A 24,881-nucleotide genomic window follows, 5' to 3' on the forward strand; every position below is an offset into this window, starting at 1 on the left:
ACCGTGTTAGGGCCTTTGAAAGGTGCTGCCAAGGGCCAAGCTATTCCAGATGCGTGATGATCGAGCGCAACGTTGGGATACCATCCCCTTTTTCGGACGACGTCAGCACGATTTCGGGGAAAGCGGCGGGGTGTTTTGACAGGGCCGAGCGGACCTGGTTCAGAACCTTTTCGCGTTCATTGGCCTTGACCTTGTCTGCCTTGGTCAGCACGCATTGAAAGGTTACGGCACTGGTGTCCAGCAGCTTCATAATCTCGGCATCAACAGGCTTTACCCCATGGCGCGCGTCAACCAGGACAAAGGCCCGGCGCAGGGTCTGTCGGCCACTGAGATATTGTTTCAGCAACCGCTGCCACTTTTCCACCACCTTAACCGGCGCATTGGCATAGCCATAGCCGGGAAGGTCGACCAGATATAGCTCTGGGCCCTGGGTGAAAAAGTTGATTTCCTGCGTGCGGCCCGGCGTGTTCGATGCACGCGCCAGCCCCTTGGTGCCGGTCAGCGCGTTGATCAGGCTGGACTTGCCAACATTGGAGCGGCCCGCAAAGCAGACCTCAAGCCGGTCAGGGTCGGGCAGCCCACTCATGGCGACGACACCTTTGACAAACTCGGACGGGCCCGCAAACAGCTTGCGCCCGCGCTCCAACGAGAATTCATCGGGATCTTGGGCCAGAGGGAAGGGTAGGGTGCTCATAACGGTATCACCTTGTCACCGACCGAGATTACCCCGCCGCGAACCACTTCGGTATAGATGCCGAAATCCTGATGGCCCCAGCTGTTCAGCGCGCCCAAAGTGTCGGCATCGCGGTCGCCGGTATCCGGGTTCGCAGTGGTCGCCAAACAGCGCACAATCCGCTCGCGGACGCGGAACACGGCCTCACCGATTTGCAACTCGCGGTCGAGCCAGTCGAATTCTTCCCATAGGGGCAGGCCATCGAACCAGATGTTACCGCGCCAGCGTTTGATTGACAGGTCATGCCCCAGTTTTTGTTCAACCGCCCGGTGAGAGGCCATGTTGCACAGACTAATTGACGGGAAATCGCTGTCTGTCATCCCACGCCCTGGTATCCGAACGATCCGGGCAGATGCCGCCCTGTCCGCGGGCATCAGCGGGCGCACCCAATCCAGAAAAACGTCCTGTTCCCGATCCGGGTCAAAGGTTAGATCGGGGCGATCGGGATGAGTCAGGGTCAGCAGATTCGCGTCCAGATTGGCGGAAATGGCCATCAGGTTTGGGGCTTTTGACCCTCGGCTGAAATTGACGCAGGGTACCCATTTCGTGCCATCGGCTTTTGACGCTTCGTGCGCAACTGCCCAAACGCGATCCCCGGGCATTGTCTGCCCGGGGGTCACTGTCACGGTCTGCACGGCTTCGTGGCCGTGGCTTTTCATAGGATGCCGCCAAATATGGGTGACTTCAGCCGTCATTTGTCATCCGTCTTAGCGGCGCGCTTGAAACCGGATTTGATGTTGCCAAATACATCCGGTTTATAACCCTGGCTGCGCATGATCAGATACTGTTGGGTAAAGGTGATCGTGTTGTTCGCGATCCAGTACACCACAAGGCCGCTGGCAAACCCACCGAGCATGAACATGAAGACCCAGGGCATCCAGGCAAAGATCATTGCCTGTGTCGCGTCTGTTGGTGCCGGGTTCAGCTTCTGCTGCAGCCACATCGAAATCCCCAGCAACAGTGGCAGGATGCCGATGAAGATCAGCGCCATAAGGGTGTCAGGTTGCGGCCCGGCCCAAGGCAGCCAGCCGAAGAAGTTCATGATTGACGTTGGATCCGGTGCGCTGAGATCCTGAAACGGGCCAAACCACGGTGCTTGACGCAGTTCGATGGTGACAAAGATCACCTTATACAGCGAGAAGAAGATAGGGATCTGCATCAGGATCGGCAAACAGCCCGCGGCGGGGTTAACCTTTTCCTTCTTGTACAGTTCCATCATACCTTGCTGCATTTTCTGACGATCGTCACCAGCGGCCTCTTTCAGGGCCTCCATCTGCGGCTGCAGTTCCTTCATCTTCGCCATCGAGACATAGGACTTGAACGCCAGCGGGAACAAGATCGCCTTGATGATCAGGGTCAGGCCGATGATCGACCAGCCCATGTTGCCGATCTGGGCGTTAATGTTGTGCAGCAGCCAGAAGATCGGCTTGGTCAGGAAATAGAACCAGCCCCAGTCGATGCTGTCGATGAACTTTTGAACGCCTTCGGCCTGATATTCACGAATGGTTTCCCATTCTTTGGCACCGGCAAACAGCTGGGTTGTGACCTCTTCAGTAGCCCCAGGTGCGACAAGCAATGTCGGCAGTACAGTTTCCGTCTGATAGATCTTGCGACGGGCATCGTATTTGGCTGCTGCCTTGAAGGTCGTGCCCTCAGCCGGGATCAGGGTGGTCATCCAATAGTGATCAGTAAAGCCGACCCAGCCACCGTCTTTGACCTGAAAGACCTCGGCTTGCGCCCGTTCGTTCGGATCAATATCAAAGTCGCGCACATCGCCATAGTCGATTTCATCCAGAACACCGTCGGCCATGACCATCACGCCTTCATGCAGGATGAAGAAATTCTTCAGTCCGGGCAGGTCGCCATCTTCGCCGATGCCATGGCGGGCGAGGATGCCATATGGCGCCATGCCGACCTCGGCTTGTGTGTTGTTTTCCACCGCTTGTGTGACTTCGAACATATAGTTCTCGTCTACCGAGATGGTACGGCGGAAGGTCAGGCCATTGCCATTCTCCCACTTCAACGTAACTGGAGCGTTCACCCCAAGTGTTTCACCATTTTCGACGATCCAGACCGTGTTCGGCCCGGGTACGTCCGTGCCGGTGACACCAGCGCCAGGCGCCCATCCGTAGAGCGCATAATATGCAGATTCAGATCCGACCGGAGAGAACAGTTCGACAATCGGTGCGTCGTCCTGGATCGAGACTTTATAATCCTTCAGGTACAATTCATCGATGCGGCCACCGGACAACGACAGGCTGCCCTCAAGGCGGGGCGTGTCGATCTTGATCCGCGCGGCCTCGGACCCGGGCAGCGTTTCTTCTGCGCTCGCCGTGGCTTCGCCTACGGTGCCCGCGCTCGAGGCGCTGGGGGTCTGAACCTCATCGCTTTCGATGGCGCTGATTTCAGCCTGATCAGTAATGGTGGTCTGCTCGGGCGGTGGAAACAGCACGAACCAAACCAGGATCACGACAAAGCTGAGCGCGGTTGCGAGGATGAGATTCTTGTTCTGATCGTCCATCTGGGACAGCCACCTTAAGCAGTGAAACACACCCGGTGGGTTCAACAGAGTGCAGCCCCAAAGGTCAAGCGGATTCGCCCGCCTTATGGTTCCAGATTGGGCTTTTGTGGTGAAAACCTGCGATCAGGAACCCGCTTGCCTTCCAATCTTGGGAATGCCTTTGACTTTGTTCTGGTGTGCCGAGATCCAATCCATGGTCTTTTCGAACGGCATGGGCTTGCCAATGCCAAAGCCTTGAACGTGGTCACAACCAAGCTGTGCCATCAACGCGTGCTCACCGGTGGTTTCAACACCCTCGGCGAGTGTTTCGACATTCAACCTTTCGGCCATAGTCAGAATTGCACTGACCAATTGTTGTTGCGATGCATCACTGTCCGCCTTGGCCACAAAAGTTCGGTCTATCTTGATCCGCGTCACATCAAACCGTTTGATCGAGGCGATCGAGGCATGTCCAGTGCCGAAATCATCCAGATCGATACAACAGCCAAGTGCTGCAAGGCTGGTCACGTTGCGGGTAATCACATCGTCCGGACGTCGCGAAAACACGGTTTCCAGAATTTCGACAGCCAGTCGGTCGGGCGTCAGGTCGTTTTGGTCCATTTCCCATTTCAATCGGTCCAGCAGAGCGGGGTCTCGTAGCTCGTCCGAAGAAAAGTTGATTCCGATTCGTGGGACGTGAATCCCGTTCCGGCCCCAGTCGCACATCGCGGAGAATGCATGATGCCGCATCGTCTGGCCAAGCCTCTCCATCAGCTCGGCCTGTTCGGCAAAAGGCAGAAATATCTGTGGGTTCAAGATGCCTTTTTGCGGGTGCTCCCAGCGGGCCAGGGCTTCAAACCCCGTAACCCGCCCTGTATCTGTGGAAACCTGAGGCTGAAACCAGGGGCGGATTTGTCCGTTGTCCAGCGCAGCCTCGAACTCTTTGCGAAGGTTGGCCCTGATATTGGATCTACGGCGGGTTTCGTTTGAAAAGGCGCGGATCGTTGAGGGCCCATTACGCTGAGCTTCGCATAGCGCAGCAGATGCGGCATCAATCCAATTTTCAAACCCGGATCCGCGAGTTGCGGATTGCAGGCAAAAACCGATTGAACACGAGACATAGGCAGTGGTGCCGTTTAGGGTGATCGGCTCTTCAACGGCGGATTGGATGCGGCCCGACATCTGAATGCAGGCTTCGAGATCGAGATGCTGTGACGGGCGCAGGCCGATAGCTATTCTGCACTCGTCTAATCGTGTCGCAATATCGCCGGTTCGAATGACCGAGAAGATGCGGTCACAAAATTGGCTGGACAGATGGGTCGCGGCCGCATTTCCGTGCAGGTCAACAAATTCTGTGAACCCGTCTAAGGCTATAATCATACAAGCCGATCCCATGTTATCGTGATCGGTACGGTCAAAGAAATTCTCAAGTTCGGCGGCAAACTTATCCGTTGGCGCCAGTCTTCCGTGTTGGTGCAGTGGAGAGATGCGTGCAGTTTGCGTGCGTCTGACTGAGGCGAAGGCGACGATCAGCAACGGTAGGCTCAGTGCCACAACGACAAGCGCACGTTCTCCACCGATCCAGAAAGCCGCAAGCGAAATGGCGGGAGCAAAGGCCAGCACCGGCGGGCCACTCAGATACGTGGTGAGAGTATCGAGAAATTGATCAACGGAAACAGATTTCCTCATCGGTTCGTCTTCGCCTTTACCCTGAGCATCTTGCGCTCAGGTCAAACCGTAGAAAATCAGTCTGAGTCACTCGTTAACGCAGCTGTGGAATATCATCCGTTTTTTCAGTTTTTTCGCTCGAACTGATGGAAAGATTAACAAAATCAAACAATTTCGGGTCCAAAAGGTGCGAAGGGCGCGCATTGGTTAAGGCGCGGAACATCACTTGCCGCCGTCCGGGGCTGTTTTTTTCCCACTGATCGAGAATCTGTTTGACCTGCTGGCGTTGTAACCCGTCCTGGCTGCCGCACAGGTCACAAGGAATGATCGGGTAGTTCATCGCATTGGCGAATTTCTCGCAATCCGCCTCGGCGACATGGGCAAGGGGGCGAAAGACGAACAGGTCGCCTTCTTCGTTCACCAGCTTTGGCGGCATCGTTGCTAGACGGCCGCCGTGGAACAGGTTCATGAAAAACGTCTCAAGGATGTCGTCACGGTGATGACCCAGCACCACGGCCGTGCAGCCCTCTTCCCGCGCGATGCGGTACAGGTTGCCACGGCGCAGGCGCGAACATAGCGCGCAAAAGGTGCGGCCTTGGGGAACCTTGTCCATGACGACTGAGTAAGTGTCCTGATATTCGATGCGGTGCGGTACACCCATGCGTTCCAGAAACTCGGGTAGGACGGTAGCGGGAAAACCCGGCTGGCCCTGATCCAGATTGCAAGCCAGCAGATCGACCGGTAGTAGGCCGCGCCATTTCAGCTCGTACAGAACCGCTAGCAAGGTATAGCTGTCCTTACCGCCTGACAGGCAGACCAACCAACGGGGTGGCTTGCCGTCTTTCTCATGCGCGGACGGGTCCACCATGCCATATTGTTCGATGGCTTCGCGGGTGTGGCGCACGATGCGTTTGCGCAGCTTCTTGAACTCGGTGGTCGAAGGCGCGCCGGCAAACAGCGGATGGATATCGTCAGCTTCGTCAAACATGCGCTGCCCCTACAGCAGATGGCGTATCCGGGCAAGTGTGCGGGTCAGCCCAACCGCGCAAGCAGGGCACCAGTATCCAGCCCGGACACCGAACCGGGGATGCGGCCATTGTTACCTGTCAGCCGAGACGCCACAAATCCATCAGCGACCGGCCCGGGCGCTTGGCGTATCAGTTGAGAGGCCGTCAGCAGTTGTGCGGTGCGCTCCGCAAACCAGCGCGCCTCGGCTTCGGGTGGGATATTGGTCCAGCGGGCGCGGTGGTCCCTCAGCGCCGCATCATAGTGGCGGTTCACTCCGGTTGCCGCCTCAAGCTCAGCCTGCAGGACCTGGGCGGCCAAGGGGTCGCGGGTCAGGGTGCGCAGGATATCCAGACAGATCACATTGCCCGAACCTTCCCAGATGCCATTCAAAGGGGCTTCACGGTAGAGCAGGGGCAGGGGGGTGTCCTCGACATAGCCAATGCCGCCCAACACCTCCATGGCTTCGACCACGACGACTGGACAGCGTTTGTTGTTGAGGAACTTGGCGAGTGCAACAGCGATGCGGGCAAAGGCTTTATCCTCGGGTGTATGACCGTCATAAGCCTGCGCCACACGCATTCCCAGTGTCAGCGCCCCCTCCCAGTCCAGCACGAGATCGGCCAGAACGATGCGCATCAGGGGTTGGTCAATCAACCGGCGCTGAAAGGCGCTGCGATGGCTGACCCAGTGATGCGCTTCGCTGAGGGCCGCCCGCATCAAACCTGCCGGGGCCATCGCAGTGTCGAGCCGTGTGTGATGCACCATCTCCAGGATTGTGCGCACACCCGCGCCCTCATCTCCAAGCTGATAGGCCAGCGCATCATGGTATTCAATCTCGGCCGAGGCGTTGGACCGATTGCCCAGCTTGTTCTTCAGCCGCATCAGGTGGATTGCGTTGCGTTCGTCGTCCAGCCAGCGGGGCACAAGGAAACAGGTCAGACCGCCGGGGGTCTGGGCAAGTGTCAGGAAACCGTCGGACATCGGGGCCGAGCAGAACCATTTATGCCCGCGCAACCGCCAGTGATCTCCGTCGCGTGTGGCCGTCGTGGTATTGGCGCGAATGTCCGAGCCGCCCTGTTTCTCAGTCATCGCCATGCCTAGCGTGGCGCTTTTTTTGGAGGCGATAGGAGCGATAGAGGAATCGTGGTTCCATTCCGTCAATCGGGGAACCCAGATCGAGGCAATCTCTTCATTCGCCGCAAGTGCTGGAACGGCTGCGTAAGTCATGGTCAGCGGGCAGCAATGTCCGGGTTCGACCTGACTGGCAAGGTAGACCATGGCGGCGTGGGTGGCGTGACCATTCGGTAGGTCAGACCAGGCAACGGCTGCGTATCCGGATGATTGACTGAGTTGCATCAGGTGATGGTATGAATGAGTGAAACGCACTTCATCCAGGCGGCGTCCACCTTGGTCAAACAGAACAAGTTCTGGGGAGTGGAAATTGGCCTCGCGCGCCATGTCTCTCACTGCAGCACGCCCAAGGTCTGCACCATAGTTGCGAAGAATAGAGCTTCGCGCGCCTGCCACATTTTGCAGTACTGGGTCAGAGGCCCAAAGGTCTAAATCTCCGCGCACAGGCGGCTGGTTCAGAACGTCATGCGTGGGTAGGGAATGGCGCGCGTCAGATGTCATCTGGCCCTCGAATTGAACAGCACAACTGTTCAGCGAAGGTGCGCTCCGGTCAAGTCCGACGACGGGTCAGGAGGGATCTTCACGGTCCGGAACCGGATCATACCCGTCACCACCCAAAGGGTGGCAGCGCCCAATCCGTCGTGCGGCCAGCCATGTGCCTTTGATGGCACCGTGTTTTTCCAGTGCCTCCAACGCATAGGCCGAGCATGTAGGCTGATAGCGGCAGTTGAACCCGACCCAAGGGCTGAACAGCAACCGGTACGCCCGAATGGGTAAGGCAAGGATATGCGAGAGCAATGTCATTTTCGCGCAGCATGCACTTTACGCAGAGCATAGCGCAAATCATCCAGCAGCGCCGCATAGGGGCGTCCGTCTGTGACATCGGCGCGACCGATCAGCACGTAATCCCAGCCGTCCTGCCCCTTCTCAGGCAGTACCGCGCGCGCAGCTTCGCGCAGGCGTCTCTTGGCCCGGTTGCGAGCCACGGCATTGCCGACCTTTTTGGAACAGGTGAAACCGACGCGAATCCCGTCCGCCTCGCCCTTGGCGCGTTTGCGCGCCTGCACCATCATTGATGATGTGCCCTGCCGACGCGCACGCGCGGCGTTCAGGAAATCGGATCGTTTCCTGAGGATGATCAATGTTTTGGATGCGCAAACGGACGCCGCCGGGGGCGTATCCCCAGGTTGGTTCTTACCATCCTCAGGGGCCTCCGGCGGCGTCATGTTCATAACCTGATCGGTGAGCGGTTTATGCGCTCAGCGACTTGCGGCCACGTGCGCGGCGCGAGTTCAGGATCTTGCGGCCGGCCTTGGTGGCCATGCGCGCGCGGAAACCGTGGCGGCGTTTGCGAACCAGGTTCGAAGGCTGATAGGTGCGTTTCATCGCTCCGTCTCCAATCTATTCGGTCGGGTGCAGCGCGGATTCGCCTGCCCGTGGTGTTCGAAGCCCGTCCTCTACTGCCAAGCGGGGGGTAAGTCAAACCCCTTGGTGGGGGTTTTGCAGCCTTTTGCAACAATTCTATAATCCCGCGCGTTAAAAGATTTCAAAAATACGGATTTTAGGCACAAAACCCTCACATTCACTGTCGAAAAGATCAAGGCAGCGTGAGGCCCCTGTTGCCCGGGCGCGTGACGTCGCATGTTGAGGCCAGAATGAGACGCACAAAACCGGACACCATTATGAGCGATACAACTCAGGCCCCGCGCAGCGGGCTTGCGCGACATATTCCTTTGCTGGTGATTCTTGCCGTAGCCGCTGTGGGTTACTTTACACTGGGTGAATACCTGACTTTTGAAACCCTGCGCGACAACCGAGAGGCCCTTTTGGGTTGGCGTGATGCCAATTACTGGGCAATGGCAGGTGCGTTCATAGCGATTTACATTGCCATCGTTGCGTTCTCGCTGCCCGGCGCTGCGGTGGCATCGATGACCGGAGGGTTCCTGTTTGGCCTTTTCGCAGGCACGGTCTTCAACATTTTTGCAGCAACCATCGGCGCCTCGGTGATCTTTCTGGCGGCGCGCTGGGGGTTGGGGGCGTCCTTGACGGCGCGTCTTGAGGCCTCGGAAGGCACGATCAAAAAGCTGAAGGACGGCCTGCGCGAGAATGAGATCTCGGTCCTGTTCCTGCTGCGCCTTGTCCCGGTGGTTCCGTTCTTTGTGGCCAATCTGGTGCCGGCGCTGGTGGGGGTGAAGTTCCGCAACTTTCTGTTCACCACGGCGCTGGGCATCATTCCCGGTGGCATCGTTTATACTTGGATCGGCGTCGGGCTGGGCGGTGTATTCGACCGAGGTGAAACGCCGGATGTCTCACTGCTGTGGGAGCCTTTTGTCATCGGCCCCATCATCGGCTTGTGTGTGCTGGCGGCTCTGCCCATTCTGATCAAAACGCTGCGCGGCCAAAAGGACAGCTGATCATGCAAGAACTGAAATCCGATATCCTGGTGATCGGGGCCGGGTCAGGTGGGCTGTCGGTCGCCGCGGGGGCGAGCCAGATGGGTGCGGATGTGATCCTGCTGGAAGGTCACAAGATGGGCGGCGATTGTCTGAATTTCGGCTGCGTCCCGTCCAAGGCCCTGATTGCCAGCGGCAAGGCCGCCTATGGGCAGGCGCATGCCTCGGCGCTGGGTGTGGCGGATGTGGTGCCACAGGTGGATTACGCCGCCGCCAAAGACCACGTGCATGATGTGATTGCGCAGATTGAGCCGATGGACAGCCAAGAGCGGTTCGAAAGCTTTGGTGTCAAGGTGATCCGGGAATTTGGCAGCTTCGTCTCTCCGACACAGGTTCAGGCGGGGGATCACCTGATCACCGCGCGGCGGGTTGTGATTGCAACAGGTTCATCCCCCTTGGTCCCGCCGATACCCGGTTTGGACAAGGTGCCGTATTATACCAACGAGACCGTCTTCGACTTGCGCGACAAGCCCGATCATCTGCTGATCATCGGCGGTGGCCCCATCGGGATGGAGATGGCACAGGCGCATATTCGGCTCGGTTGCAAGGTCACAGTCATCGAAGGGCAAAAGGCGCTGGGCAAGGATGACCCCGAGGCGGCAGAGGTCGTGCTGGACAGTTTGCGCGCCGAGGGCGTTGCGATCCATGAACAGGCGATGGTGGCACAGATTCGCGGCTCCGATGGCGCGGTTGAAGTGGTGACCGAGAACGGCGAGATCTTCTCGGGCACGCATCTGCTGTTGGCTGCGGGGCGAAAGGCCAATACCGACCGCCTCAACCTTGCCGCTGCCGGGATCGAGCCCATCCGAACCGGCATCAAGGTCGACGACACCCTGCGCACCACGAACCGCAGGGTCTATGCGATCGGAGATGTCGCGGGTGGGCTGCAATTCACTCATGTGGCGGGCTATCACGCGGGGATTATCATTCGTTCGGCGCTGTTTGGGCTGCCCTCCAAGGCGAAAACCGCACATATCCCCTGGGCGACCTACACCGACCCCGAGCTGGCGCAGGTTGGCCTGACCGAGGTGCAGGCGCGCGCCGAGCATGGCGATAAGATGGAAATTGCGCGGTTTGACTATCACCACAACGACCGCGCCATTTCCGAGCGTAAAACGAATGGTTTCATCAAGGTCATGGTCGTCAAAGGCCGACCTGTGGGTGCCACAATTGTTGGCCATCAGGCGGGTGAGCTGATCAACTTGTGGTCGCTGGCGCTGGCCAATAATCTGAAGATGGGGCAGGTTGCCGCCATGGTTTCGCCCTATCCGACGATTGGAGAGCTTAACAAACGGGTGGCGGGCGCTTATTTCTCTCCAAGGCTGTTTGAGAATCAAACGGTTAAACGCGTAGTCAGGTTCGTCCAGCGCTGGATGCCCTGACCTGGAAGGGAGAGCAATGTGAACTCGCTGTCAGGCCGATTTCTGATCCTGACGACGGTCTTCGTGATGTTGGCCGAGGTTCTGATTTTTGTCCCTTCGATTGCGCGATTCCGCGAAGATTTCCTGCTGAACCGGCTGGAGCGCGCTCAGATCGCATCGCTCGCTTTGTTGGCCGATGATATGCTGGCCGAGGACCTTGAGGCTGAACTGCTGGCCAATGCGGGCGTCTATAACGTGGTTCTGCGGCGAGACGAGATGCGTCAGTTGATGCTGTCCTCTCCTATTCCAGGGCAGATCAGCAAGACCTATGACCTGCGTGACGCGCGACCATGGGTTTTGATCCGGGATGCTGTCGTGCGGTTGTTCACGCCGGAAAATGAAGTCATCCGGGTAATTGGCGAGCCTGTGAAAGGCGCAGGTCTGCTGATTGAGGTGACGACTGACAGCATGCCTTTGCGTATGGCGATGACGGATTATGGGTTACGCATTCTGGGCCTGTCATTTGTGATTTCGATCATCACGGCTTTTTTCCTGTTTCTTGCGGTTCGGGTGGTTCTGGTAAAGCCCATCAAAAGCGTTGTCGGATATATGCAGCGCTATGCCAGCGCCCCCGAAGATGCCCGTGGAATCATCTCACCGGATTCCAAAGTGACCGAGCTGCGCGAGGCCGAAGAGGCGCTGAAACAGTTGCAAACCGAACTGACCCAGGCCCTGAAACAGCGCGAGCGTCTGGCGCAGCTGGGCGGGGCTGTGGCCAAGGTGAGCCACGATCTGCGCAACATCCTGACCTCGGCCCAGCTGTTTACCGACCGGATCGAATCCAGCGAAGACCCGTTGGTGCGTCGCATGGCCCCTAAGCTGGTGAACTCGATCACCCGAGCGGTAACCCTGTGCGAAAGCACATTGGCATTTGGCCGCGCTGAAGAACCTGCACCGTCGCTTACACTGGTTCCGCTCCGCATTGTGGCCGAGGATGTGGTTGCTAGCGAGAAACTTGCCGTTGCCGATGCCTGTGTCGAGATCATCAATGATGTGCCGGAAGAGTTGGTCGTACGAGCTGATCCTGAACAGATTTTCCGTGTCATGATGAACCTCGTTCGAAATGCCCGTCAGGCGCTGGTTGCATCAGGAAAGCCCGGTCGGATCACCCTGTCCGGGCAAGAGCAGGACGCCAACTGGTGTATTCAGATCAGCGACACAGGGCCGGGCCTGCCGGCCAAAGCGCGTGAAAATCTGTTCACACCCTTTCAGGGTGGCGTCCGCAAAGGCGGGTCGGGTCTGGGCTTAGCGATCTCACAGGAACTGTTGCGGGGCCATGGGGGTGACCTTGTTCTGACCGAGACAGGGTCAACAGGTACCACCTTTGAAATTCGCCTCCCGCGGGGCGATGGGGCTTTTTGAATTATTTTTACAGAATCGACTTGCACGTCCCGAATGCCGGGTCTACATAGCGCCTCACCAACGCGGACCGATAGCTCAGCTGGATAGAGTACTTGACTACGAATCAAGGGGTCGGGGGTTCGAATCCTCCTCGGTCCGCCACTGGTTTCCTGTTGAACGTCACACGAACCTGACCCAACTGTCATAGTTGGACCAGAAAAGCAGTGAATGTTCGACATCAGAAGGCGCTCCCAACGTTGGACATCAGTTGAATTTGACCTTTGCGTCATCAACTAGCACGCCGCCCCCATTTCATACTCCCGCAGACAGTTTGGTTTGATCTGATCCCCCCTCTTGGAAAATCAGAGCTGATTTGTAGGTCTGACAGCGAAGCTGCCTGTTCCTGCTAATCTGCCACGTGGCGAACGCGGGAAGGTGCGAGGCAATGCTATTCGACGGGGGTGGCGCGGCCCGCAGGTACAGCCGAGGACACGGTTCTGTCTAATAGGGTTGCCCGAGGGGGAAGGCAGCGTCTTTCCCCTGATGGCCAGGGGCGTTTGGCTAGTCCAAATCCCGCTGGCCCCAAGACAAGTGCGACGGTGTGGGCTGCGCCGTAACTCGTTGCGCCAGAACACGTTGTTTTTCTAAAAAATGGGCGGGAAGCAGACGTTCGCCGCGTATTCGAATTTCAAAAACCACAACAGTCAAAGTGGCCACTCGCTTGTATCGCTTCTTTGGCAGCTGGGCACGTTCGAGAGACGACTGCTGCCAGGATCAGGTGCTTAGGATGTAGCAGTTTTTTGCGATAACGAAGCGTTTTGCGTGTGGGCTTTGTTTTTTTCGGTCTGGCGAAGGGTGTGTAAGGGAAAATCAAGCCCTTCTGATTAGGGGCGGCTTGCCATTTGGGATAGAGGGTGCTGCGGGAAAACTAGAAACTGAAAATGTCTTCAAGTTGTTTCCATATTTGCTCTGCATGATCTGGCTGAGATTCTGCCAAGCGGACTACTCTGATTGCCAGAAGCTGTGTGGGCAGCACATCGTCAATGCACACAAGCGCGCCCTCAGAAAGGTGGGTCGCCACTAGAGAGTGGGGCAACCACGCGATGCCGATTTCATTCAAGGCGTATTGTAGTATGGCCAACGTAAGTGCGGTTTCAGCTCTGGGTACTGCGGTTTTACCTTCAGGTAATCGCGGCGCAATCATCCTGGAATAGACCTGCCCGAGAAAGACTTCGGGCGGGTAGCTGATTGTAGGAATTACGTCTTCCGTCACTTGCGTGCGCACAGTGGGCGCACAGACCGGAATCAAAGTATCCATCCCGAGCGTTTTGGTTTCAAACGCGTTAGCGGGTTCTTGAATACTGTCATCGGGCACCGCATACATGATGGCAAAATCAACTTCTTTTGAAATCAGATGCATCAGGCACTCGTCTTGATTTCCTGAACGCACGCGAACCGAGATTTCGCCACCTTCAGTTAAAACACGAACAATTTCGGGCGAAATTGTCGTGGTGAGCGCGTGTTGGCAAACAAAAGACAGCGATTTGCCTGTCTGATCACTCGCTGTCTTTAAGGTGTGTCGAAGCCTATGCAGCCGGGTGCTGAGCTCACGTAATTCAAATTCCAGTTCCCGCACGCCTGGCATCAAAGAGACTGGCTTGCGGCGGCGATCAAACAGGGTTGCGCCGATGTTGTCTTCGATAAGCCGCACCCGCCGAGTAAACGCGGATTGCGTCAGCAATCGCTTTTCAGCGGCGCGGGCGAGAGAGCCGCTATCAAGCACGGCTAATATGTCATCGATCCACTCAAGACGCATGGCGGATCGATAGTGCAGTTCGTGACAACATGCAATTCCTGCAATTTATGTACCGAAGTTCGAATTAGGAATGCGCCTCAGCGCGTAGTAAGTTGACAAAAGCAAATATTAGGAACCACTACATGCACCTTGCCCGTTTTCCCCGCCTGCATCTTGCCCATCTTCCAACACCGCTTGAACCCATGACTCGATTGTCAAAGGAGCTGGGGGTCGAAATATGGATCAAACGCGATGATTGCACCGGTATGTCGACCGGTGGCAACAAGACGCGCAAGCTTGAATTCCTAATGGCTGAGGCCGAGGCGCAGGGCGCCGACATGGTGATGACCCAAGGGGCCACGCAAACCAACCACGGTCGGCAGACGGCTGCATTTGCCGCCAAGCTGGGGCTTGATTGTCACATCCTTTTGGAGGATCGCACCGGTTACCAAAATGGAAACTACAATACGAACGGCAACGTCCTGCTAGATCATTTGCATGGCGCAACCACCGAGAAGTTTCCCGGCGGCCACGACATGCCGGGTGAGATGGAAAAGGCAGCGGAAAAGAAGCGCGCTGAAGGGCACAATGTCTATGTCATTCCTGGCGGCGGATCGAACCCGACCGGCGCGCTTGGCTATGTTAACGCGGCCTTTGAACTGTTGGCACAAGCAAATAACAGGGGTTTGCAAATTGACAGATTGGTGCATGCAACCGGTTCTTCAGGAACGCAGGCCGGATTGGTGACGGGCATGTGTGCCATGAATGCGCAGGTGCCCGTGCTGGGCATCGGCACAAGGGCGCCTCAGCCCAAGCAAGAACAGATGGTTTTTGACCTCGCCTGCAAAACTGCTGAAAAACTGGGCTGCGCAGGTGTGGTCAAGCGCGAAGACGTGAAGGCCAATACTGACTATGTCGGCGAGGGTTATGGCCTGCCAACGACAAGCGGCATAGAGGCGATCCAGATGTTTGCAGAGCTCGAAGGCATCCTTCTCGATCCGTGCTATTCCGCCAAGGGTGCAGCCGGTCTGATTGATCTTGCACGGAAGGGTGAGTTCAACGGCGAACGGATTGTGTTCCTGCACACAGGGGGTGCCGCAGCCCTTGGGGGGTATGATTTTGCCTTTGATCATCAAAACCGCTGGGTGACTGTCTGAACCATGACACTGCGCCCGGTTGGAATTCTTGGCGGTATGGGCCCCGAAGCGACGATCCTCCTCCAGCGCAAGCTGGTGGCGGCCGTACCCGCAACTGATGACCAAGACCACATACCTTTGTTGATCGACATGAACCCGCAGGTGCCGTCGCGGGTTCGTCATCTGCTCGAGGGCGTCGGAGAGAATCCGGGGCCGACGCTTGCCGCTATGGCGCGTCGGCTTGAAGATGCTGGAGCCTTAGCGCTGGCGATGCCGTGCAACACCGCCCATCACTATGCCAAGGCGATTACGGACTCCGTGGAAATACCCTTGCTGAACGTGGTCGAACTGACGGCTGATCATGCGGCTGGGACGCTCGGATCAGGGGGATGTGTCGGGATGCTTGCCTCGCCCGCCGTACGACATACGCAGCTATTCGAGACAGCGTTGCACAGGCGCGGGCTGTCGGTGGTTTGGTCCGCAGGTGATGAAAAGATGCTTGCAGCGATCCGGAAAATTAAGACGGACGGTCCGTGCGAAGAGGCGCGCGAAACACTAAGAGTTGCCTCGAAAGAACTTGTTGCCGCAGGAGCAGACCTGCAGCTTGTGGCTTGCTCAGAATTCTCGCTTATCGCTGATAGTGTTGCGGCCGAGGTCAATGCCATTGATACGATTGACCTGCTTGTCCAGGCGATTGTCGAATTTTCCCACGCAGGGCAAGTTTAGGCGATTGAATAAGTGCGCCACAGCGTTCGGAGGCAATCTGTAAGTCAACAGATACCTTTGTTCATAATTGGTCCCAAAGCTGTTGCGCTGTCTGATCTAAGGTCGCCGGATTGGCAAATGCGGAAATCGTCAAGATGGCACACCACGCGTCATCGCCGATTGGCACCAGCAATCCTGCGTCCAGCTCTGGCGAAATCGCAGTTTCGGGCATCCAGGCAAAGCCGCTTCCGGTAATCAGGCGTCTCTTGATTGTCTCAACCAGACTATCAACATAAATCGTCTCGGCGTTCAGGGGTTTGCGGTCTATGGTATTTTCTACAACCATGCCCAAAAACGAAGAACGGTCATATGCCAGATAGGGGATGGGTGGGCCATCCTGCTCTGCGAGGCTCCAACCCATGGCACGCACTGAATCAGCTGTAGCCACTGGCACCAGACGATCCTTTAACAGGTCTTTTCGCTCAAATGCGGTTTCATCAATCATCGGTGAAACCGAGTGGTGATTGTAACACAAAAGAATGTCCACTGCGCCCTCGACCAACAGGTCACAGCAGGTGCTTAGGGAATCGGACAATACTCGAGTGCGCAGATCGGGAATTTGCATCTGCAACTCTTCGATGCGACTTGCCAAAAAATTAACCGCGATCGTGTGGAGGACCGAAAACCGGATGAAACGGCTATCCCCACGATCGGCATCCCGCAGCGATTGACGGGATTCTGACAGTTGTGAGATCGCCGCCAGCGCGACCGGTAAGAATTGTTGACCTGCTTCTGTCAATTGAACAGGATAGGTGGCGCGATTGACCAGAGGCAGCCCGACCCAGCTCTCCAACGCTTTGATTCTACGACTGAATGCGGATTGTGTGATGTTACGTTCATCGGAGGCTCGGGTGAAGTTCAGTGTCCGGGCGAGGCATTCAAAGTCGCGCAGCCAATTCAAATCCAATGTGTGTACCTGCATTTCCAAGGAAGCATTGGTCGAGCATACTCAAAACTATGCATTACGGGAATAGTTTGATGAAATGTTCGAATTGGCCCTCAGAAAACCTCATGCTCTAGACTTTAAGCTAGGGCCTGGCGGTTTGTCCCCCTTTTCCCCTTCCGTCCGAAGTCGCAGCCCGAGACGACTTTGTACGACACCGCCGAGTGATGGGAATGAGATTGACTAAAAAAAACGACGCCAAAATACGGCGCAATTCAACAGAGGAGACTATCATGAGAAACAAGCTAAAGGCATTTGGTATGGCAGCGGCGGTAGGTATCTATGCGATGCCCGCATTCGCGGCGGAAGAGGTTAAAATCGGTGTGCCGTCTTGGACCGGGGCGCAGGCAATCGCTCATCTTCTGGGTGCCGTTGTTGAAACGCGCATCGGCGGGACGGTTGAATATGTGCCCGGTAACAATGCAACCATCTTTCAAGCCATGGATCAGGGCAAAGGTGACATCGACGTGCATCCAGATGTGTGGCTGCCCAATCAGGAGAGCTTTACCAAGAAGTATGTCGACGAGGCCGGTACGGTAACATTGTCCTCGAACCCCTACGAAGGCAATCAGGGTTTTTGCGTCAGCAAGGACTTTGGTGAGGCCAACAATATCACCGACATAGCTGATCTGGGCCGCCCAGATGTCGCCGCCCTGATGGACAGCGATGGCAACGGCAAGGGTGAGATGTGGATTGGCGCCCCCGGCTGGGCGTCGGCCAATGTGAACGAGGTGAAAACGCGCGACTACGGTCTGCTTGATTTCATCGAGCCCGTGCGTGCAGAAGAAAGCGTGAAGACCGCGCGTATCAAAGACAGCATCGCCAAAGGCGAGGGCTATGCCTTCTATTGCTATAAGCCACACGCGGTCTGGTACATGTTCGACGTTCAAATGCTGAGCGAGCCGACGTTCGACCCGGCAAAATACGTGATGGTGCAGCCATCGGACGATCCGGATTGGTATAGCAAATCCAGTGTAGCCACCAAAGACGCCCTGAAGAACGTCCAGATCGCATGGTCTAATACGTTGCCAGACCGCTCACCTGCGATTGCAGATTTCTTCGCGAATTTCGCATTGACTGCAGATGATGTCAGCGGTTTCGCCTATGAGATCAGCGGCAAAGGTCGCGATCCGGCAGAGGTTGCCCGCGAATGGGTCGAAGCGAACCCGGATCGCGTCGACGCTTGGCTGGGTCTCTGATCCCACTTCCAGAAACAGGGTGGCGGCATCTGCTGGCGCCACCCAAAAGCAGATCTCTGGAGGACCTATGAGCGACGACACCGTTATCGAAATTTCGAATGTCTGGAAAATTTTCGGAGGCAGACCCGAGGTGGCGCTGCAGGCGATCCGCGACCGCGGGTTGGACAAGTCCCAAGTGCTGGCCGAATACAACTGTGTTGTCGGTGTCGCTGATGTCAGCCTGTCGGTAAACCGGGGTGAGATTTTTTGCATCATGGGTCTGTCAGGCAGCGGTAAATCCACCCTGGTTCGCCATTTCAACCGACTGCTGGAGCCGACAGCTGGTAAGATCGAAATCGAAGGCACTGATGTCATGGCCTTGGGGCCAAAAGAGCTTCAGCAGTTTCGCAACAACAAAATAGGTATGGTGTTTCAGAACTTTGCGCTGATGCCGCATCGGTCGGTGTTGGATAACGTGGCAATGCCACTGGAAATCCGACAGGTCAGCAAGAATGAACGCATGCGTCAGGCTGCTGCTATTCTCGATATTGTCGAACTGGGCGCCTGGGGGTCAAAGTTCGCACACGAGCTGTCCGGTGGCATGCAACAACGTGTGGGTCTGGCCCGCGCTTTGGCCGCCAACCCCGACGTGCTTTTGATGGATGAACCGTTTTCGGCCCTTGATCCGCTGATCCGGCGACAATTGCAGGATGAATTCATCCGGCTGAGCAAGATTCTCAAGAAGACTACAATCTTCATTACCCATGACCTTGATGAAGCCGTCCGCATCGGCAATCGGATCGCCATCATGCGGGACGGCAAGGTGGTGCAGATCGGGACAGCCGAAGACATCGTCATGAACCCCGCTGATGACTATGTGGCTGATTTCGTTGCAGGTATTTCGCGCCTCAAAGTGGTGCGCGCCCATGCGGTCATGCGGCCAATTCCAGAACATATTGCGGCCCATGGACCGCTACCGTCGGATGCCCCGCGCGTGAATGAAGACGAAAATCTGAGCACGCTGATCAATCTGGCGATCGACAACAGTAGCGCAATCCTTGTGGAGGACGGCGGCGTGGATGTTGGCGTCATAACCCGTGCCGATCTGTTGCGCACCGTGATCGAAGGGACCGAAGTGTCATGAGCATTTCTGATGTGAACCCGCTGGAAGATACCGAAAGCGAAGCGGCCCTTGCCTATGCCGAAGAGCGGCGTGAAAACATTCGCACATTTGTGCGCACCAGCCCTGACTACTACATCCGTAATTTCGACAAGATTGGTGCATCGTCCCGCTTTACACCAACTTTCAATCTGATGGCCGGATTGTTTGGTCCGGTCTGGTTCGGTGCGCGAGGTCTGTGGTCATGGGCGTTACCATTTCTGATCCTCGAAACAATAGCCTTTGTGCAGATTGCGCGAGGGTTGTTCGGCGATCTGGCAGCCGAGGCAATGGAGCGTATTGCATCGATTGAAGGGACGCTTGAACTGCGCCGTCAGCAATTGGCGGCGGCTATCGAAAACAATTCGGACAAGATCGATGTCTATCAGCGAACGGTGGACTCGCTTGAAGAAAACATAGGGGGTATCCGTGCCGAGGCCGAGGCGATGGCAGCTGAAGGTCCTTACATCATTCTAACCGGCCTGATCATACTGATCATCATCAAATTCATACAGTCACAGGTGGCGAACTGGGCGCTTGAGGCGCGTTTCTCGGAGTGGCTATCGGATCGTTCGATCCGTTCGGCCATGCCGGTGTCGCAGATCGTGTTCAGCGCAATCTTCATGGCGTTAATCGTCGCCGCGGCAATGTTGCATTACAGCTTCCCAGGGCGCTTTTCACTGCTTAGCCATTTTCCGACAGACCCAAACATCCGCCTGACCAGTATCACTTGGGTAGAAGATTTCATCGCCTGGTGCGTACGCAACAGCGAGACCTTCTTTGATGGGCTGACATTCGGCATCCGCACTCTGTTGGATGCGCTAGAGGTCATACTGGTTCAGACGCCATGGATCGTGATTGCGAGCTTGATTATTCTGCTGACCTGGCTGACAGCGGGCATCAGCACGGCGATCTATTCGGGCGCATTTCTGGCCTATATGGGCCTGCTGGGTTTCTGGGAAGGTGCCATGACGACGCTGGCCTTGTTGGGGACAGCGGCGTGTCTGTCGATTGTTATCGGAATTCCGCTCGGCATGTTTGCTGCCCGTCGCCCACGGTTCTATGCGTTTATCCAGCCGATCATGGATTTCATGCAAACCATGCCAGCCTTCGTGTTCATGGTGCCTGTGATTGCGTTCTTCGGCGTTGGAAAGCCAGCGGCGGTTGTGGTCACGATGATTTTTGGCGGCACACCGGTGGTACGATTGACCGTTCTTGGTCTGCGTGGTGTACCAGAAAGCGTGCGCGAAGCAGCTATTAGTTTCGGTGCCAATAAGTGGTACTTGCTCACTAAGGTAGATCTTCCATTAGCAAGCCCATCGATCCGCGCGGGGATCAACCAGACGATTATGTTGTCGCTGGCGATGGTCGTCGTGGCCTCGCTGATTGGCGCCAAGGGGCTGGGTGAGGACGTGCTGGAAGCGTTGCAATATGCCAATGTGGGCCAAGGCATCCTCGCCGGGTTTGCGATCCTTTTCTGCGCCATGATCCTTGATCGCATTGTACAGGGTGGGCGCAAATGACACCTGTCGTATTCGTCCATGGATTTTTGGGCGGCAGTCGGCATTGGTTGGGGCAAGTCGATGCTCTGGCCGGTTTCAATGTCGTGGCCCTGGATCTACCAGGATTTGGTGAAAACGCACATCTCGAGGCCCCCGCCAGTATTGCGGGCTTTGCCGAGTGGGCGCTGAGAGAATTAAGCGCGCGTGGGATTGAGCGGTTTATCCTGATCGGCCATTCAATGGGCGGGATGATCGTTCAGGAAATGGTTGCCCGTGCACCCGACCGCATCGACCAGTTGGTGCTGTACGGAACCGGAACAATCGGCATTTTACCCGGCCGGTTTGAGACAATCGACACCTCAAAGCATCGGGCCAATACAGAAGGACCAAGAGCCACGGCCAGACGTATTGCGGCAACCTGGTTTCTTGATCGGGGAAAAGCTGCGGCCTATGAGGACTGTGCTATGATTGCAGAACAATGCAGCCTGCAAACCATGCTAATTGGGCTCGACGCAATGGAAAGTTGGAGCGGCGCCAAACATTTGGCGGATATCATGACCCGTACGTTGGTGATTTGGGGTGACCGGGATCGGACCTATCCATGGAGCCAAACCGAACAATTGTGGCAATCAATTCCCGACGCCAACCTCGCCGTGATACCTGGATGTGCTCACGCGACGCATTTAGAGAAGCCGGGGCTCTTTAATTCGATACTGCGAGATTTTTGTACCGCCTGACAGCTTGTCTGCAGCCAAAATGTTAGAACGACCGCTGTCGTGACCAATACCGGTCAATCCCGGATAGTGTAGATTTTGCTGCGAATGGGTATGCACGGGCAGCAAACGCCGGTATGCAACGCTGTATTTCAGTAATCCGCTCGGGTGTAGAATGTCTCTTATGGGCCGTTCTGCCACGATGCTAGTTCTGCGAAACTGGCAGATGCCGCGCCGCATCTGAGGTCGGCTCTGAGCCCTTACTGACTGATGCTGCGAGACGTTCGAACGTCCGGCGTTGCTTTTTTTGTTTGTGTGGAGCGGAGGTCAGTTCAGATCAGATTCAGAAGAGGCCCACATTCGAAGACCACCTAAAAGTTAGCCTGATATTTTGGCATCCTGCGCCGCGTCCCAACCCAAATTTGCAGACATTTCACGCGCAATAAGGGAGATCTGGGGACCAAGTTTTTCGCGGAACGCTGGCGTAAAGACCCGTACCGATCCGGTTGCACCGATGGACATCGTGGAACCTGGCCCGCTTGGCGCAAGGGGAGCTGCCACCGAACACATGCCGCGCTCAATCTCTTCCACGCATTCTGCGAAGCCGCGATTGCGAATGGTGTCAAACTCGGCTTCCAAGTCCTGCACGTTTGTCAGGGTGAATTCGGTGTAGGCGCGCAGCCGGCCTTCCATTTCGCTGGTCAAAAACAAGTCGGGTGAGAATGCAGCAACGGCCTTAGAGCAGGAACAGGCATGCAAGGGTCGTTTCCCCAAACCGGGATGGAGATAGGAGACCCCAGTGTCAGGTGTTTCAACGTGAATAATTTCCACGGATTTTCCGCGCAGACGGGACAGGAAAAATGCGGTGCCATATTGTTTAGCGGCTTGCTTTAGCGCAGGCGCAATCACCTCTAGCAGTGCACGGTCAGAGTGGTCACTTTTCGTGATCCGCTTCAGGCGGGAGCCGATTGTGAATGTACCACGGGCAACAGGTTCCAGTAGACCCACACCGACGAGGTCCTGCACCAACCGGTAGGCAGACGGCTTAGGCAGGTCAGAATGAGCGCAAATCTCGGCCACTGTAGCCTCGCCCTTTTGTCCAACAACTTCGAGGATGAATGTCAGGCGTTCCAGATGCATATTTTTACCTTGCGAGAATCTTTTTATCGATTTACGAGAATCTTCAAATGATCGCAAGGGAGGAATGTGAAGATGGACGGAGCATGTTGTGGCCCGGGGTATGCAAGCCCTGCCGAGGCGATCAAAGCGCCGCGTGAAAAACTCTTGTACACAATTGCCATCTACACCGGCACCGGCATTCAAAAGCCGGACTACCTAGCCACCGTGGACGCCGACCCGGAAAGCCCGACCTATTCACAAGTCATCCATCGCTTAGAGATGCCCGGCATCGGGGATGAATTGCATCACATGGGCTGGAATGCCTGTTCTTCCTGCCACGACGACGCGGGCATGAGCCGTAAATACCTGCTGGTGCCAGGCGTGCGGTCCAACAATATCCATGTGATCGACACCGCGACGGACCCGTTTGCTCCGCGCCTTCATAAGGTGATTGACGGGGCCGAGATCAAGTCAAAAACCAATCTGAGCGGCCCACACACCGTGCATTGTTTGGGCTCTGAGATCATCATTTCCTTCTTAGGTGACGCACAGGGCGAAGCGCCCGGTGGTTATCTGCACCTCAACAAAGAATTCGAGATCGTTGGTCGTTGGGAAAACTCAATGGGCGATATCCCGTTTGGTTATGACTTCTGGTACCAGCCGCGCCATAACGTGATGGTCAGTTCCGAATGGGCCGCACCCAACACATTCATGCCAGGGTTTGATTTGGAAGAAGTGGGCCACCTGAAATACGGTCGCCGCCTGCACATCTGGGATTTTGAGAAAAAGGTGCCGGTCGGGACGATGTATCTCGGCGAAGACGGCCTGATCCCGCTGGAGGTAAAGTTTCTGCATGATCCTGACAGTACACATGGGTTCTGCGGTGCCGCGCTTAGCGCCAATGTCATCCATTTCTGGAAGTCCGAAGCTGGGAAATGGGAATGGGAAAAGATCATTGATGTGGAGAATGAACCGCATCCCGAATGGCCTATTCCCGTGCCCGGTGTGATGTCGGCCATCCTTGTATCGATGGACGACAAATACCTTTACCTCAATAACTGGTTGCACGGCGATATGCGCCAGTACGACATCTCTGACCCGCATAATCCTGTTTTGACCGGGCAGGTTTGGATGGGCGGGCTTTTGGGCAAAGCGCCCGAGGTCAATGGCGTCAAAGTGGCAGGCGGGCCGCAAATGTATCAGCTCTCGCTTGATGGCAAACGGCTTTATGTCACGACCTCGCTGTTCTCGACCTGGGACAACCAGTTCTATCCGGAAATTCGCACCCAGGGCGGTGTCATGCTGATGATCGACTGTGATGTCGAAAACGGCGGTATGAAAATCAACGAAGATTTCGTTGTTGATTTTGGCAAAGAGCCAAACGGACCAAGCCGCTGCCATGAAACCCGCTATCCCGGTGGCGATTGTACAAGCGACATCTGGCTGTGAGCGAAACCCGCACAATCACAATCGCCAACCGCGATGATGCGACCTATCAGGTCGACGCCCGCCGTCCGTTGCTGGACGCTTTACGCGAACAGGGAGTCGATCTGCCCTATGGCTGCAAATACGGCGGCTGCATCACCTGTGCGGCCAAACTGACCGCTGGCGAAGTGGATCAGCGCAGGCAAGTGGCGTTGAACAATCGCCAGATCAACAATGGCTATGTTCTGCTGTGTGTGGCCCGCGCGGTGAGCGATTGCATATTGGAAATCGGCGTCGAAAGCCACGACAAACTTTATCGCAACCCCTTCCTTGATCCGCTGGAGCCGCATGAGCTGAAGGCGGATATCGCGACCCCTAAGGAGGCTTAAATGCCCGAAGCTGACATCGATCACCTGTATGATTACGCGCCCGAATATCTGGCGGACATCCTGCGTTCGGTCAAAACCATTGCGATGGTGGGGGCCAGTGGCGACAAGACCAAGTTCAGCTATGGCGTGCTGCGTGTGCTGCACGAAACGGGCTATGACATGATCCCTGTCAATCCAAACCCAAAGCTGATCGAAATTCGCGGCATACCTGTCGTTCATTCGCTGGAAGAGATCGACCGGCCCGTGGATATGGTCGAGGTCTTCCGCCCGAAAGAGGAACTTTACGCGATCACCGAGAAAGCCATTGCAATCGGCGCCAAGGTGCTTTGGGGCCAAATCGGCGTTTATGATGACCGCGCGGCCGCGCTTGCCGAAGAAGCGGGGCTGAAGGTGGTGATGAACCGCTGCCCCAAGATCGAGCTGTTCCGCCCGTTCTGGAAGCCCCGTCTTGATCTCGCAATTTGACTGAGAGCGGCACAGAAACTCATGTGGCCTCTGCCTG

At 56.3% G+C, this 24,881-nt stretch carries 24 protein-coding genes and 1 tRNA gene; 13 read left to right on the forward strand and 12 right to left on the reverse strand.

The window, feature by feature from the left end; all coding sequences use genetic code 11:
• Positions 1-40 precede the first annotated feature (40 nt).
• The 9 genes from yihA to rpmH all read right to left on the reverse strand — a co-directional run bounded on the left by yihA (position 41) and on the right by rpmH (position 8,426).
• On the reverse strand, positions 41-694 hold the full coding sequence (gene yihA, locus AC2FHX_RS19685; RefSeq protein ID WP_142639735.1) for a ribosome biogenesis GTP-binding protein YihA/YsxC: 654 nt from the start codon (positions 692-694) through the stop codon (positions 41-43).
• Positions 691-1,428, reverse strand: coding sequence for an MOSC domain-containing protein (locus tag AC2FHX_RS19690; RefSeq protein WP_496703467.1), 738 nt, complete (start codon positions 1,426-1,428; stop codon positions 691-693). Before AC2FHX_RS19690 ends, yihA begins: the two co-directional genes overlap by 4 nt.
• Positions 1,425-3,254: a membrane protein insertase YidC gene (gene yidC, locus AC2FHX_RS19695; protein WP_496703465.1), complete on the reverse strand. Its 1,830-nt coding sequence runs from the start codon at positions 3,252-3,254 to the stop codon at positions 1,425-1,427. Before yidC ends, AC2FHX_RS19690 begins: the two co-directional genes overlap by 4 nt.
• A gap of 123 nt (positions 3,255-3,377) precedes the next feature.
• A complete protein-coding gene (locus tag AC2FHX_RS19700; RefSeq protein WP_496703463.1) occupies positions 3,378-4,922 on the reverse strand; it encodes a putative bifunctional diguanylate cyclase/phosphodiesterase in 1,545 nt (514 codons plus the stop codon).
• Positions 4,923-4,995: 73 nt separating this feature from the next.
• Positions 4,996-5,889, reverse strand: coding sequence for a tRNA 2-thiocytidine(32) synthetase TtcA (ttcA, locus tag AC2FHX_RS19705; protein ID WP_281973743.1), 894 nt, complete (start codon positions 5,887-5,889; stop codon positions 4,996-4,998).
• Between the two features lie 44 nt (positions 5,890-5,933).
• The gene (locus AC2FHX_RS19710; RefSeq protein ID WP_281973742.1) at positions 5,934-7,541 is read right to left on the reverse strand and encodes an acyl-CoA dehydrogenase family protein; all 1,608 of its coding nucleotides are present in this window, start codon (positions 7,539-7,541) and stop codon (positions 5,934-5,936) included.
• Positions 7,542-7,607: 66 nt separating this feature from the next.
• Positions 7,608-7,844 (reverse strand): membrane protein insertion efficiency factor YidD, encoded by a 237-nt coding sequence (gene yidD, locus AC2FHX_RS19715; RefSeq protein WP_281973741.1) that lies wholly within the window; start codon positions 7,842-7,844, stop codon positions 7,608-7,610.
• Positions 7,841-8,266, reverse strand: coding sequence for a ribonuclease P protein component (gene rnpA, locus AC2FHX_RS19720; RefSeq protein ID WP_496703460.1), 426 nt, complete (start codon positions 8,264-8,266; stop codon positions 7,841-7,843). The genes yidD and rnpA overlap by 4 nt, the downstream gene beginning before the upstream one ends.
• Before the next feature lie 25 nt (positions 8,267-8,291).
• The gene (gene rpmH, locus AC2FHX_RS19725; protein ID WP_005632162.1) at positions 8,292-8,426 is read right to left on the reverse strand and encodes a 50S ribosomal protein L34; all 135 of its coding nucleotides are present in this window, start codon (positions 8,424-8,426) and stop codon (positions 8,292-8,294) included.
• Between the two features lie 296 nt (positions 8,427-8,722).
• On the opposite strand from rpmH, the gene AC2FHX_RS19730 reads away from it, so the two are divergent.
• The 4 genes from AC2FHX_RS19730 (at position 8,723) to AC2FHX_RS19745 (ending at position 12,417) form a co-directional block, all read left to right on the forward strand.
• Entirely contained in the window at positions 8,723-9,454 is a 732-nt protein-coding gene (locus AC2FHX_RS19730) for a TVP38/TMEM64 family protein (RefSeq protein ID WP_271952047.1), read from the forward strand.
• A gap of 2 nt (positions 9,455-9,456) precedes the next feature.
• A complete protein-coding gene (locus AC2FHX_RS19735) occupies positions 9,457-10,875 on the forward strand; it encodes a dihydrolipoyl dehydrogenase family protein (protein ID WP_496703459.1) in 1,419 nt (472 codons plus the stop codon).
• A gap of 18 nt (positions 10,876-10,893) precedes the next feature.
• On the forward strand, positions 10,894-12,276 hold the full coding sequence (locus AC2FHX_RS19740) for an ATP-binding protein (protein WP_282022302.1): 1,383 nt from the start codon (positions 10,894-10,896) through the stop codon (positions 12,274-12,276).
• A gap of 64 nt (positions 12,277-12,340) precedes the next feature.
• Positions 12,341-12,417 (forward strand) — tRNA-Arg (locus AC2FHX_RS19745).
• A 766-nt stretch (positions 12,418-13,183) separates the two neighbouring features.
• On the opposite strand, the gene AC2FHX_RS19750 is transcribed toward AC2FHX_RS19745, so the two are convergent.
• Positions 13,184-14,071, reverse strand: coding sequence for a LysR family transcriptional regulator (locus AC2FHX_RS19750; RefSeq protein WP_496691936.1), 888 nt, complete (start codon positions 14,069-14,071; stop codon positions 13,184-13,186).
• A 122-nt stretch (positions 14,072-14,193) separates the two neighbouring features.
• Between AC2FHX_RS19750 and cuyA the strand changes: the two genes are divergently transcribed.
• The gene (cuyA, locus tag AC2FHX_RS19755) at positions 14,194-15,207 is read left to right on the forward strand and encodes a D-cysteate sulfo-lyase (protein ID WP_496703456.1); all 1,014 of its coding nucleotides are present in this window, start codon (positions 14,194-14,196) and stop codon (positions 15,205-15,207) included.
• A 3-nt stretch (positions 15,208-15,210) separates the two neighbouring features.
• Positions 15,211-15,912 (forward strand): cysteate racemase, encoded by a 702-nt coding sequence (gene cuyB, locus AC2FHX_RS19760; RefSeq protein WP_496703454.1) that lies wholly within the window; start codon positions 15,211-15,213, stop codon positions 15,910-15,912.
• Between the two features lie 61 nt (positions 15,913-15,973).
• Here cuyB and AC2FHX_RS19765 read toward each other — a convergent pair whose 3' ends face one another.
• Entirely contained in the window at positions 15,974-16,873 is a 900-nt protein-coding gene (locus AC2FHX_RS19765; RefSeq protein WP_496703452.1) for a LysR family transcriptional regulator, read from the reverse strand.
• Between the two features lie 254 nt (positions 16,874-17,127).
• On the opposite strand from AC2FHX_RS19765, the gene AC2FHX_RS19770 reads away from it, so the two are divergent.
• The 4 genes from AC2FHX_RS19770 (at position 17,128) to AC2FHX_RS19785 (ending at position 21,470) form a co-directional block, all read left to right on the forward strand.
• Positions 17,128-18,093 carry an ABC transporter substrate-binding protein gene (locus AC2FHX_RS19770; protein ID WP_142639707.1) on the forward strand — a complete coding sequence of 322 codons (966 nt, stop codon included), beginning with the start codon at positions 17,128-17,130 and terminating at the stop codon, positions 18,091-18,093.
• Positions 18,094-18,160: 67 nt separating this feature from the next.
• Positions 18,161-19,216, forward strand: a complete 1,056-nt coding sequence (locus AC2FHX_RS19775) for a quaternary amine ABC transporter ATP-binding protein (protein WP_142639705.1) — start codon at positions 18,161-18,163, stop codon at positions 19,214-19,216.
• Positions 19,213-20,754 (forward strand): ABC transporter permease, encoded by a 1,542-nt coding sequence (locus AC2FHX_RS19780; protein ID WP_142639703.1) that lies wholly within the window; start codon positions 19,213-19,215, stop codon positions 20,752-20,754. The genes AC2FHX_RS19775 and AC2FHX_RS19780 overlap by 4 nt, the downstream gene beginning before the upstream one ends.
• Positions 20,751-21,470 (forward strand): alpha/beta fold hydrolase, encoded by a 720-nt coding sequence (locus AC2FHX_RS19785; protein WP_496703449.1) that lies wholly within the window; start codon positions 20,751-20,753, stop codon positions 21,468-21,470. Before AC2FHX_RS19780 ends, AC2FHX_RS19785 begins: the two co-directional genes overlap by 4 nt.
• A 354-nt stretch (positions 21,471-21,824) precedes the next feature.
• On the opposite strand, the gene AC2FHX_RS19790 is transcribed toward AC2FHX_RS19785, so the two are convergent.
• Positions 21,825-22,586 carry an IclR family transcriptional regulator gene (locus tag AC2FHX_RS19790; RefSeq protein ID WP_496703447.1) on the reverse strand — a complete coding sequence of 254 codons (762 nt, stop codon included), beginning with the start codon at positions 22,584-22,586 and terminating at the stop codon, positions 21,825-21,827.
• 72 nt (positions 22,587-22,658) lie between these two features.
• Here AC2FHX_RS19790 and AC2FHX_RS19795 point away from each other — a divergent pair, with 72 nt between their 5' ends.
• Genes AC2FHX_RS19795 through AC2FHX_RS19805 form a run of 3 tightly spaced genes read left to right on the forward strand, consistent with a single transcriptional unit; the run spans position 22,659 to position 24,844 of the window.
• A complete protein-coding gene (locus AC2FHX_RS19795; RefSeq protein WP_496703445.1) occupies positions 22,659-24,014 on the forward strand; it encodes a selenium-binding family protein in 1,356 nt (451 codons plus the stop codon).
• Entirely contained in the window at positions 24,011-24,379 is a 369-nt protein-coding gene (locus tag AC2FHX_RS19800; RefSeq protein ID WP_142640391.1) for a 2Fe-2S iron-sulfur cluster-binding protein, read from the forward strand. The genes AC2FHX_RS19795 and AC2FHX_RS19800 overlap by 4 nt, the downstream gene beginning before the upstream one ends.
• Positions 24,380-24,844, forward strand: coding sequence for a CoA-binding protein (locus AC2FHX_RS19805; RefSeq protein ID WP_142640390.1), 465 nt, complete (start codon positions 24,380-24,382; stop codon positions 24,842-24,844).
• Positions 24,845-24,881 lie beyond the last annotated feature (37 nt).

The organism is Ruegeria sp. CDSC042, assembly GCF_059610745.1.